The organism is Rhizobium sp. SEMIA 4085, assembly GCF_013004495.1.
Lineage (GTDB): Bacteria > Pseudomonadota > Alphaproteobacteria > Rhizobiales > Rhizobiaceae > Rhizobium > Rhizobium gallicum.
The window spans coordinates 1-11,027 of record NZ_JABEPH010000203.1 but is presented as its reverse complement, the minus strand read 5'-3'; the positions used below and the strand labels follow the sequence as shown (position 1 = coordinate 11,027).

10 protein-coding genes and 3 pseudogenes are annotated in these 11,027 nt (G+C 58.5%); 6 read left to right on the top strand and 7 right to left on the bottom strand.

Annotated features, from left to right (window positions below; genetic code table 11):
* Nucleotides 1-28: 28 nt before the first annotated feature.
* The 4 genes and pseudogenes from C9413_RS19615 to C9413_RS19600 all read left to right on the top strand — a co-directional run.
* Nucleotides 29-208 (top strand): annotated as a pseudogene (locus C9413_RS19615) (Lrp/AsnC ligand binding domain-containing protein); the annotation flags it as partial.
* Between the two features lie 807 nt (nucleotides 209-1,015).
* Complete coding sequence (locus tag C9413_RS19610; protein WP_170250787.1) at nucleotides 1,016-2,512, top strand: NAD-dependent succinate-semialdehyde dehydrogenase; 1,497 nt, start codon at nucleotides 1,016-1,018, stop codon at nucleotides 2,510-2,512.
* A gap of 31 nt (nucleotides 2,513-2,543) precedes the next feature.
* On the top strand, nucleotides 2,544-3,923 hold the full coding sequence (locus tag C9413_RS19605; RefSeq protein ID WP_040116243.1) for an aspartate aminotransferase family protein: 1,380 nt from the start codon (nucleotides 2,544-2,546) through the stop codon (nucleotides 3,921-3,923).
* A gap of 11 nt (nucleotides 3,924-3,934) precedes the next feature.
* The gene (locus C9413_RS19600; RefSeq protein WP_040116244.1) at nucleotides 3,935-5,005 is read left to right on the top strand and encodes an alcohol dehydrogenase family protein; all 1,071 of its coding nucleotides are present in this window, start codon (nucleotides 3,935-3,937) and stop codon (nucleotides 5,003-5,005) included.
* 83 nt (nucleotides 5,006-5,088) lie between these two features.
* Here the strand turns inward: C9413_RS19600 and C9413_RS19595 are convergent, their stop codons facing one another.
* Entirely contained in the window at nucleotides 5,089-5,322 is a 234-nt protein-coding gene (locus tag C9413_RS19595) for a hypothetical protein (RefSeq protein WP_170250788.1), read from the bottom strand.
* A 764-nt stretch (nucleotides 5,323-6,086) separates the two neighbouring features.
* Here C9413_RS19595 and C9413_RS19590 point away from each other — a divergent pair.
* Nucleotides 6,087-6,863, top strand: coding sequence for a phosphodiester glycosidase family protein (locus C9413_RS19590; RefSeq protein ID WP_040116246.1), 777 nt, complete (start codon nucleotides 6,087-6,089; stop codon nucleotides 6,861-6,863).
* Nucleotides 6,864-6,881: 18 nt separating this feature from the next.
* Here the strand turns inward: C9413_RS19590 and C9413_RS19585 are convergent.
* Together C9413_RS19585 and C9413_RS19580 are read right to left on the bottom strand one after the other, a co-directional pair.
* A pseudogene (locus tag C9413_RS19585) lies at nucleotides 6,882-7,417 on the bottom strand (AAA family ATPase).
* Between the two features lie 347 nt (nucleotides 7,418-7,764).
* Complete coding sequence (locus C9413_RS19580; RefSeq protein WP_040116247.1) at nucleotides 7,765-8,217, bottom strand: Lrp/AsnC family transcriptional regulator; 453 nt, start codon at nucleotides 8,215-8,217, stop codon at nucleotides 7,765-7,767.
* A 120-nt stretch (nucleotides 8,218-8,337) separates the two neighbouring features.
* Here C9413_RS19580 and C9413_RS19575 point away from each other — a divergent pair, with 120 nt between their 5' ends.
* A complete protein-coding gene (locus C9413_RS19575; RefSeq protein WP_040116248.1) occupies nucleotides 8,338-9,315 on the top strand; it encodes a nucleoside recognition domain-containing protein in 978 nt (325 codons plus the stop codon).
* 156 nt (nucleotides 9,316-9,471) lie between these two features.
* Here the strand turns inward: C9413_RS19575 and C9413_RS19570 are convergent, their stop codons facing one another.
* The 4 genes and pseudogenes from C9413_RS19570 to C9413_RS33570 all read right to left on the bottom strand — a co-directional run.
* Nucleotides 9,472-10,131, bottom strand: a complete 660-nt coding sequence (locus C9413_RS19570; protein WP_348648788.1) for a hypothetical protein — start codon at nucleotides 10,129-10,131, stop codon at nucleotides 9,472-9,474.
* Nucleotides 10,132-10,170: 39 nt separating this feature from the next.
* Nucleotides 10,171-10,305, bottom strand: a complete 135-nt coding sequence (locus C9413_RS34245) for a hypothetical protein (RefSeq protein WP_281408648.1) — start codon at nucleotides 10,303-10,305, stop codon at nucleotides 10,171-10,173.
* Nucleotides 10,306-10,384: 79 nt separating this feature from the next.
* Nucleotides 10,385-10,777 carry a GNAT family N-acetyltransferase gene (locus C9413_RS19565; RefSeq protein WP_082046780.1) on the bottom strand — a complete coding sequence of 131 codons (393 nt, stop codon included), beginning with the start codon at nucleotides 10,775-10,777 and terminating at the stop codon, nucleotides 10,385-10,387.
* A 130-nt stretch (nucleotides 10,778-10,907) separates the two neighbouring features.
* A pseudogene (locus C9413_RS33570) lies at nucleotides 10,908-11,027 on the bottom strand (N-acetyltransferase); the annotation flags it as partial.

Here is an 11,027-nt window from a genome sequence, read left to right as displayed (position 1 = left end):
GCCGTAAGGCATCGGCCGCTGGCCGGGCGGTGGGGGGATCGACTATTTCCTGAAGATTGCAGCACCCGACATAGACGCCTACCAGCGGCTGATCGATGACCTGCTTGACCGGGAACTCGGCATCGAGCGCTATTTTACCTATATTGTCACGAAGACGGTGAAGGACGAGACGGTCCTTCCCGTTGGCGCTTTGATTGGTCGACCGTGAACGATCTTAAATCGACGGCCACCCGTATAGGCTGGATGTGAGTGAGCATCGGCAGCTCAGTCCTCAGCCACCAGACCCGCTCGCAACGGAAGCGGTTTCGATCATCTGCGATGCGATGAAGGCCGACAAAGTGGTCGGCGCCTCATGCCTGGTAGCGTCCACGCGGGCGAGCATTGTCGTTGCGCCACGGGCGAGAGCATTGATGGGATGGAACCGTAAGCCTGTGCAGGTGTTATGAGCTGACAAGCAAGTGTTTGCTCAACTCAATAGGGGATTTCCATGAATAATCTCATTTGGCTTGTCGGCGCAGTTGTCATCGTAATCGCGATTTTGAGTTTCTTCGGCCTTCGCTGATCGCAGCCGTCGGTGATGTGCTGCGGTTCAACCACGCCATTGCCGGCGTGCGGCAGCCTGCCGCGCGCACCGGCGTAGTGGCTGCCGGCTCATTTAAAACGGTGACGATAGGCGAAGGTTCAATCTCTGGCAGCCCACGGCGTCTGGGCCCGGCCAGGTAGCGAGGTCTCGACGGTCCAATTCAAAAGAGCAAAGCCGCTGCTGGCGGCCTTTGAAGTGTCGTCTGCTTGATACCCGGTTCTCCCCTTGAAGTGGTGTGTATCACCGTCCTCAGCTCGTCATTACCCGATGACCCAACCCCATGTCGGATTGTCATGCGCAAACCGGTGCGTAGACAGATCAGCCGCGGCACGCCGCAGCCTTAGTCAATCTCTCTCTTCTGGCCATCGGCAATGGACAATTTCTCGCCTCCGCCTGTGGGAGACTTACCCGTCGGCAATGAGGAGATAAATCATGACCGCGGTTTTTGCCCGCCCCGATTTCCACAATGCGCTTTCACGCCTCAAGGACAGGCATCTCCTGCGTAATCTCGCCTATATCGGCGGACGCTGGTCGGCGGGAGACGCCGGCAAGAGTTTCGAAGTCACCGATCCTGCTTCTGGAACAACAGTCGCCTGGGTAGCAAGTCTTGGGGCGGACGAGACGGCAACGGCGATCGGCGCGGCAGCGCGGGCAATGCCGGCCTGGCGCGCCATGCTGCCGCAGCACCGGGCAAAAATCCTGCGCAACTGGTTCGAGCTGATCCTGGTATCAAAGGAAGATCTCGCCTTGATCATGACGCTCGAGCAGGGCAAGCCGCTTTCGGAATCCTTGGGCGAGATCGATTATGCCGCCTCGTTCGTGGAATGGTACGGTGAGGAAGGCAAGCGGCTGAATGCCGAAAACGTCACCAGCCACCTTTTGGACGCTGAGATGATCGTCCGCCGCGAGGCGCTCGGTGTCGTCGGTATCGTCACGCCGTGGAACTTTCCGTCCGCCATGATCACGCGCAAGGCTGCGGCGGCACTTGCTGCCGGCTGCACCGTCGTTGCCCATCCCTCATCCGAGACCCCGCTTTCGGCACTCGCACTTGCCGAGCTCGGCGAGCGCGCCGGGATTCCGGCGGGCGTGTTCAATGTTGTCACCGGTGATGCGGCAACCATCGTCGGCCGCATGTGCGAGGACGAGCGCATCAGGGCGATGAGCTTCACCGGCTCGACCGGGATCGGCAAGCTCATTGCCGCTCAATGCGCGTCAAGCATGAAAAGGCTGGTAATGGAGCTTGGCGGACATGCACCACTTATCATATTCGACGATGCCGACATCGAGCGTGCGGCCAGAATTGCCATCGACGCCAAGTTCGCCACGTCGGGCCAGGATTGCCTGGCTGCCAACCGCATCTTCGTGCACCGCTCAATTGCCGATCGCTTCGCTGAGGCATTTGCACGCCACATCAAAGCATTGAGAGTGGCAGACGGCCTTTCGGCGAATGCCGATATCGGCCCGCTGATGCACGAACGTGCCATCGTCAAGGTCGAGGAACAGGTCTGCGATGCACTGAAGCGCGGAGCCAAACTGATCACCGGCGGTAAACGTCACGTCGCCGGCCGACTGTTCTTCGAACCGACGCTGCTGACAGACGTTCCTGCCGATGCTCTCATCATGCGCGAGGAGACCTTTGGCCCCGTGGCAGGCATCAGCGTCTTCGACACGGAAGACGAAGTGATCGCAAAGGCGAATGCCCCCGAATACGGTCTCGTCGCCTATGTCGTCACGGAGAATGGCGCCCGGCAGATGCGCCTTGGACGTGCGCTCGAATACGGCATGGTGGCGATCAACCGGGTGAAAATCACCGGCGGTCCCATTCCTTTCGGCGGCTGGAAACAAACCGGGCGTGGGCGCGCGGGCTCAAGGCACGGCATCGAAGCTTTCACCGAGCTTAAATACCTCTGCATCGACACGGCCGCCTGAGGCCCTCCCGTTTAACATCAAGGACAATGCCATGCTGGAACGAAGCAACGAACTCAACGCCTGGGACCGGGATCATTTCTTCCATCCCTCCACTCATATGGGCATGCACGCACGTGGCGAGACGCCGACGCGGGTGATCGGCAACGGTGAAGGTGTCTACATCACCGATACGAGCGGCCGCTCCAGTCTCGATGCCTTTGCCGGACTTTACTGCGTCAATGTCGGCTACGGCCGGCAGAAAATCGCCGATGCGATCGCCGAACAGGCAAAGAACCTTGCCTACTATCACGCTTATGTCGGCCATGGCACGGAAGCATCGATCAGGCTGTCGAAGATGATCATCAACCGCGCGCCCGAAGCCATGAGCCGCGTCTACTTCGGCCTTTCAGGGTCCGATGCGAACGAGACGAACATCAAGCTCATCTGGTATTACAACAACATCCTCGGCCGTCCGGACAAGAAGAAGATCATCTCGCGCTGGCGCGGTTATCACGGATCGGGTGTCATGACAGGTTCGCTAACGGGGCTCGAAGTTTTCCACAAGGCTTTCGACCTGCCGCGCGCGCCCATTCTCCACACGGAAGCTCCTTATTATTTCCGCCGCCCCGACCGATCGATGGACGAGGAGCGGTTTTCGCAATTTTGCGCCGACAAGCTGGAGGAGATGATCCTTGCCGAAGGTCCGGAAACAATTGCCGCCTTCATCGGCGAACCAATCCTCGGGACAGGCGGTATCGTTCCGCCGCCCGCCGGATACTGGCAGCAGATCCAGGCCGTGCTGGAAAAGTATGATATCCTCCTGATTGCAGATGAGGTGGTGACCGGTTTCGGCCGCTTGGGCACGATGTTCGGCTCGGACCACTACGGCATGAGGCCGGACCTGATCACCATCGCCAAGGGCCTCACCTCGGCCTATGCGCCGCTTTCCGGTACGATCGTTTCCGACAGGGTCTGGCAGGTGCTCGTCCAGGGCTCCGATCAGATGGGGGCGATTGGTCATGGCTGGACCTACTCCGCACATCCGATCTGCGCCGCCGCTGGGATTGCCAACCTGGAACTGATCGATGAGCTCGATCTCGTGAGGAATGCCGGCGAGACCGGCGCCTATTTTCGCTCGGAACTGGCAAAGGCCGTCGGCGGTCACAAGAACGTTGGTGAGGTGCGTGGAGACGGGTTGATGGCGGCTGTTGAGTTTGTTGCAGATCGGGACGATCGCAAGTTCTTCGATCCCTCGCAAAAAATCGGTCCGCAGGTGGCCGCTGCGCTGCTGGAGCGTGGCGTGATAGGCCGCGCCATGCCGCACGGCGACATCCTCGGTTTTGCGCCGCCGCTTTGTTTGACCCGGGGCGAGGCCGATACTGTGGTCAAGGCTGCCGCCGAAGCCATCGACAGCGTCTTCAAATCCGTCTGAAGGAGTGTGAGATGACCGTTGTTCCGAAGACGATGGCAGCCGTACAACTCGTCGGTCATGGCGGGCTCGACAAGCTGGTCTATAACGGGTCCACCCCTGTCCCGATCCCGGACGCAGGCGAAGTGCTCATCAAGGTCACGGCCTGCGGCATGAACAACACCGACGTCTGGGTCCGCCAGGGCGCCTACGGCACCGAAGACGACCCGTCGGCCGTCTCCACCTGGCGCAGGAAGGGCAATACTCTGACGTTTCCGCGCATCCAGGGGACGGATGCTGTCGGCCATATCGTCGCGGTTGGCGCCGGCATCGACGCAAAACGGATCGGCGAGCGGGTGATGGTCGATTTCTCGATCTATAATCGAAAAGACGATAGCCTTGCCGACATCGACTATATGGGTCATGGCCGAGATGGCGGTTATGCCCAATACATGGCGCTGCCTGCGGAAAATGCCCATGTCGTCGATACCGATCTCACCGATATCGAGCTTGCGACCTTCTGCTGTGCCTATCTGACCGGAGAACGGATGCTTGAGCGGGCGCGGCTTTCTGCGGGCGAACTCGTGCTGGTGACGGGGGCATCGGGCGGTGTCGGATCGGCGATTATCCAGCTCGCAAGAGCACGCGGCGCAATCCCGATTGCGATCGCCGGGCCTGGCAAGGAGCAGGCTGTGCTGGATATCGGCGCAGAATCAGTCGTCACCCGCGGCGATGGTGATCTCGTCGAAGCCGTCGATCGGGCCTCAGCCGGCCGGCCGATCGACGTCGTGGCCGATCTCGTCGCCGGATCGATGTTCAACGATCTTTTGAAGATCCTGCGTCCCGAGGGCCGCTATACGACGGCCGGTGCGATCGGCGGGCCGGTGGTTCAGCTCGACTTGCGGACAATGTACCTGAAGCAACTGGAGTTGCATGGATCGAGCCAGGGTACGCGCACCGACTTCCGTCGGCTCGTCCGCTATATCGAGGACAAGAAAATCCGGCCGCTCGTCGGCGGCGTCTATCCGTTATCGGATTTCCATCGGGCTCAGACGGACTTCATGGCCAAGAACTTCATCGGAAAGCTCGTCGTCGTCCCCGACTAATCGAGATTTGCGGTCTGGACCCGGCGCCCGCAGCTCTCGCTCTCGGCGCCGGCCGCTCCAATTATGATTTGCCCGCAGCGCTGTCACATGGCTGGGACGAATTTCCAAAACACTCCTTCCTGGCGATCCGTATAATACTTGAATTCGCACTCAAACTTCCGGCCGTAGGCTTTGGCAGCCTGCAGGCATTGGTCGCTGACGGGGTTCATCCCTGTATCAGGGGCAAACCAGTCCTCAAGCAGATCGTCCGGCACATATGTGCCGACGCGCAGCGGAAGAGTGGCGAGTACAACGTCCATTTCATCTGGCACCATGATCAAAGCCTCCTTTTCGGATTAACCGCGGTCGGATGAACCGGTTCCATGCTGCCTTTCACTACATCCCGCAGACCGCATCATGTCAACGAAACCAGCACCCTGACCGGCTTTGGCGGCCACCTTTCGACACTCCTCGGGACCATTGCGGCGTCGGCGGGCGCCCGCGGGTGACATCAGCATCGTCGAGCGACCGCACCAGCGTGAATTCCTGATGCGTAAACCGATGCGAATGCGTTTCGAACGACGCCAAGGACATGCTGCTTCATACCGCCGTCAAGATGAAAAGGTCGTGGTCGAGGACGCCGTCGCTAGGTCCCGACAGCACAGACATTTCAGCTCGATGCGCCCTCGATCCCGTCAGCTCTTTAGCGAAAATCGCCTCAAGGCTTGCGCTTCGCATCTGTCTCGCCCTAACGTTCCGGCGACTGCAGGATGTCGCGCGGGTTCGTACACGTCGTTGGCTGCGGAAATTGGCATCTGACGACAAGCAGGCCTACAGCCTTTGAACAGCCCGTCGGCACTGGCTGCATCTATCCTGAGATTCAATTCCCTTGATGAACATGGGGTGCCTTGATGAACATGGGGCGGTTCAGGGGCATGAAGGTTCCTGACCTCGTTGATCGCCCGAAATCGTCTTCCTCGAACTGCCGGAATTACCCATAGTGGCCACGCAGTTTCTCCAGGCGTCACATTCGGTTTTAGCTGCGTCATGTAATCACAACGAGATCGGTCCATTAAGACCTGAAGAAGGGGCATCGGCAGCGATGACGTATCTGAAAAATGGAGTGCTAATCGCAGCCGTGATGCTGGTTGCATTGATAACGTCCTTGCCGCCGGCTTTTGCCCAAGATTGTGAGCAAGAAACGTTCGAGGAGGCGCGATACATTGTTTGCACCCTGGAACCGGGGAAAGCAGAGCTGCGATTATTCTGGAAGGATATCGATGGCAAGCCTTACCGTTACTTCTCGAGCGTCGCCGACGCCGTAGGAAAAGAGGGACGAGCGCTGACATTCGCGATGAACGCAGGGATGTACCGCGCCGATTTTTCTCCGATGGGACTTTATGTCGAGGCTGGCCGAGAACTACGACCCGCCAATACGGCCGGGGGTGAAGGCTCAGCCGGTCCTCTGCCAAATTTCTATAAGAAACCGAACGGCGTGTTCTTTTTTGGCGACACAAGGGCTGGAATTCTCCCGACAGATCAATTTTTGAAGCATCGCCTCAAGGTGCGGTTCGCCACCCAGTCTGGTCCAATGCTTGTCATTCAGAACAAGCTGCACCCGGCCCTGATTTTAGGGTCGACCGACCGAACCCGTCGGAGCGGCGTGGGAGTCTGTGGCGGTGGCACCGTTCGCCTTGCCGCAAGCGACGACACGGTGAATTTCTATGATTTTGCGCGCCTGTTCCGCGATCATCTGAAATGCCCAAATGCCTTGTTTCTCGACGGTGGACGAGGAGTGGGAATTTACAACCCGAAGATGGGTCGCCATGACAGATCCTGGCATGGCGGGTTCGGCCCGATCCTTGGAGTTGTACAGTAACGCCACGAACAGCTACGTCTACGCGTGCGGTGTGCCCCCGATACATTTGGAGAGAATCTCGACAATGACGGCGAGCGGCGCAGTGGCGTCGATTACGACACCATACTTAGGAACATCCTCTTTCGTTGCATGCAATCGCGCAATCAGTACCGTTCGGCAGGTCGACTGCCAAACTCGCCTCCTGGTCTCCCGGCAAGCCGCCGGTTCAACGTGTCGAGATCGACGTCGAGAACGAAAACCCCGTCTAACAGATCAATAAAGCGGGAGAAATTTCGAGAACCGCCGCAGAAGAAGGAGATCGAGTTGCGTTAATCAGCGACCACGGATGTGACTTTATCTATATCCCAGATGTGGTGCTCGTGCTCCCATGTGACACTGTCCGTCACGGTCTCGTGAGCAAGCCCATCCAGCGGTTCACAAGTCTCGGAATCGCCTACATAAGACAACTCCCGGTCCCCGTGGATGACGTGGTAACCGCGCCGCCGCAGTTCTTCAGCCACCGTGGTTTTGCCGGTGCCGGAAACGCCTTCGATTAAATAGTTTCTTACACCCATTTTTCGCTCTCATTGATCCGTCCCTCATCGGCCGTCAGGTGTGACGGCGCGATTGCCTTAACACGCCTGCCCCCTCTGAAACGCCGACGAGCACCCAGGCGCGCCAGCGGGCATGAGTGGCGCTCGGTCGCTACAGTTCTGACGGCCACTTGCCGCCAAATACCTCATACGCGGGATCGTCGACCGTAGGTCCGTTTGTGGCGCGAGGGCGATCGGCTTCCGCCGGTGGTTTGCTGATCGTAGTTCGGTCTGCTCGGCAATCCGCAAGGCGTCGTCAACTTCTACGCCGAGGTAGCAAACTGTGCTTTCGAGCCAATTGCGGTCAGTAACCCGGAAACGGCATCCGATCATAGCCAAATCGCCGTTTCTTCCTTGGCGGTTCGGATGATCATCATGGTGAAGAAGCGGGCAACGTTGGTCTGGTCGCGAAACAGCCTCTCGCAGAGGGCGTCGAATTCTTCCATGTCGCGCAGGAGCAGCATCAGAACGACATCGGTTTCGCCCGTCACGGCATAGGCCTGTGAAACGGCCTCTTCGGAAACTGCGATTTTCAGAAAGCGGCGCATATGCTGCTCGCCGTGCAGCTTCAACTCGACCGTAATCAGGGCCTTGATCCTGCGTTCGGCTTTGGTGGGATTGAGGATCGCGACAATTCTGTCGATGATGCCTGATTTGCGCAGTCGCTGCACACGGCGCAGACAACTGGACGGCGACAGGCCCACTTCCTCGGCCATGTCGACATTGGTGCGCGAGGCGTCGCGCTGCATCAGATTCAAAAGCTTCCGGTCGATCCGATCCATTCTCGCAGCCTATCCGTCAATCACGCCTTTGCAATAAAATTGCTCAGATCCGCAATCATTGACCACAAATTCGAAGCGGCCGGGGCTAGCACATTGAGGCTATTGTACCGGAGGTCTCGTATGCCGTTCTTGATGCCCATTTTACGCAAAACCCGCGAAACACTCGAAATTTATTGGGAGCTTGTCCGGATCATGGTTCCCATCACGGTCCTGACGGAGTTGTTGGCGAGGATGGGAGTGATCAAGGCCGTGGCGCCCGCGTTTGCGCCTGTCATGGACCTGGTTGGCCTGCCCCCGGAATTTGGGCTGGCCTGGCTGACGGGAATGCTCGTCGGAATATGGGGCGCCATCCCGCTCATTTTTACGCTGGTTCCCACATCCTCGCTGAGTGTCGCGGACATCACGGTTTTTTCGGCGCTCATCCTCTTCGCGCATGGCCTGCCGATCGAGCAGAAGATCATTCAGAAGGCGGGACCGGGGATGATGGCAACGACGCTGCTGCGCATCTTTGGCGGCTTGCTCTACGCCTTTCTCCTGCATCATGTTCTGCTGGCCACGGGGTGGTTGTCGGCTCCCGCCAACCCGACCTGGATCCCGATGAGCGCCACGGTCGGTTGGCCCGAGTACTTCCATGCTCTCGGCGAGACCATGATCTGGATGCTTGCAATCCTTGTCGTTCTGTCCTGGAGCCTTGAGCTCCTGCGCGCGACCGGGCTGCTGGAACTGATGGTGAAGGCTCTATCGCCCATATTGCGCCTTGCCGGCATCCGCGGCGAAGCAGAGAAGCTCACCGCTGTCGGATTGTTCCTAGGGATTTCCTACGGTGCCGGTCTTCTGATCCGCGAGGCGCGGTCGGGCGGAATATCACCGCACCAGATCTTTCTGTCATGCGTGTTCATGGGCTTCGCACATAGCGTGATTGAGGACACGATCTTGATGATCTCGCTTGGCGCCGATGTCTATGGCGTTCTTGGAGGTCGTCTGGCCTTTGCCGTAGCGGCAACCGCAGCGATTGGCGCTCTGCTTGGCCGTCAGTCTAATGAGAAATTCTTTGCGCGAATATTTCGGCTGCCACACGCCCAGTCAAAAGGCGGCTAAGCTATTGCCTGCAGCGACTGCTCTGGACTCTTTCCCGCCGAGCCGTCGTCCCCTGTCGGCCTGAAGCGGCGATGCAAAAGAGCGGAGAGCCCGCACATCAACCGGTCACATCGCCATCAAGCCGGATAATGCTTTCATTGGTCTGGGCAGCTAGCTTCAGGAACCTGACCTTTCCTTTCCACGCCTGATGCTTGCGTCTCTATAGCCGCGGAATACGTAGAACGTCGCATCGCCATCGTCTTCGAACTGATGGAGGAATTCGAGTGGTACGCCTTCCTCAAAGACCCAGCTCGGCTCGATGTTGTAACCGACGCCCACCTTCGTCATGCGCGCCATGACCCGGCCATCCGGATCGGTCAGCGAGATCTGGTCCTCACCGGTCTTGTCCATTTCATCCGGCAGCGCCTTGTGGCGATCCCGCTTGCCTTTGATTGCCGCGATCTTCTCCCCGAGTTTGCCATCGCCGCGGCCGGAACCGCCGCCATTGCTGCTGGCTTTCTCCTCTTCCGCATCGCCCTCATCGAGCCGCTTCATGTAATCGGCCAGTTTCTCATCGGCTTCTTTAATGGACGTCGTCAACGCTGCCCGTGTGAAGTTGCGGTCCCTGTTGTTCACCGCCTTGATGCGCGTGCCATCCACCGCCAGAAGCTCTCGCCCGAACAGATCTCGCTGCCGGCACAGAATGACGAACTCCCGGAACACCTCCTTGAAGGCCGACCAGTTCACGCGGCGGAAATCGGCGATGGTGCGGAAGTCGGGCTTCAGATGCCGCAGCAGCCAGATCACCTCGATGTTGCGATGCGCCTCAGCCTCTATCCGCCGGCTCGACCGAACCCGGTTGATGTATCCGTAAACCTACAGCTTCAAAACGTCGGCCGGATCATAACCCGGACGGCCGGTCTCCTTCGCAGCCACCCGCACAAAGCCTGCGGCAGCAAGATCGAGCCCATCAACGAAAGCTTCGATGCGAGAAGCAGCAATTGCGCGCAATCTGTTCCTGAAAGATGTGCCATGGCAAATATTACCACAGCTCTGGAATCCGCACCGGAGCTTTGATCCGTCTCCAGAATTAATTTGACTGGAGGGCAATTAACCCCGCTGCCGTTGGACGGAAACCGCATTTGCGATAAAACGGCTCAAGGTGAGGCTCAAAATCGACATGAAGCCAACGAGCGCCTTTTTGTCGAGCCAGCGCTATTGCCTTCTCAACAAGACGAGTTGCGATGCCGAGCCTACGGTAGTCGGGATGAACGCATGTATCGAGAATGAATGCGTGGGTTCCACCGTCCCATGCTACATTCACAAACCCAATAATTATATCGCCATCATAGACACCGATATGGCCGAGACTGCGTGAGAGCATATCAGCGAGCGAGGCTGGCGCAGGCGCTCCCCATGCAGCGGACCAGAGAGGATTCAAATCGGCGGAGGAAGGGTGAGGGTTTATCTTATACTCCAAGATCAACACACTCCCTGCATATCACTTCCGGTATTTGCAATATACCCGTTTTCGGCATCAGATATACGCGTAGTTTTCAGACAGTCTGCAGGATTTGTGCGGCGAACCATCCTCGTGGAAGGGCAGCACCGGCCTACAGTGGCTTTCGGAAGAACACGACGCGCTGTGTCTCCTCAAATCCTAAAGCGGTATGGAGCGCATGGCTGGCTGAATTCTCAAGCAGCGCGTCAGAGCCAAACTCAACACACCCAAG

Coding starts and splice junctions, on each gene's coding strand:
- C9413_RS19610 (WP_170250787.1), top strand. CDS start 1,016: ATGACCGCGGTTTTTGCCCGCCCCGATTTCCACAATGCGCTTTCACGC.
- C9413_RS19605 (WP_040116243.1), top strand. CDS start 2,544: ATGCTGGAACGAAGCAACGAACTCAACGCCTGGGACCGGGATCATTTC.
- C9413_RS19600 (WP_040116244.1), top strand. CDS start 3,935: ATGACCGTTGTTCCGAAGACGATGGCAGCCGTACAACTCGTCGGTCAT.
- C9413_RS19590 (WP_040116246.1), top strand. CDS start 6,087: ATGACGTATCTGAAAAATGGAGTGCTAATCGCAGCCGTGATGCTGGTT.
- C9413_RS19580 (WP_040116247.1), bottom strand. CDS start 8,217: ATGGATCGGATCGACCGGAAGCTTTTGAATCTGATGCAGCGCGACGCC.
- C9413_RS19575 (WP_040116248.1), top strand. CDS start 8,338: ATGCCGTTCTTGATGCCCATTTTACGCAAAACCCGCGAAACACTCGAA.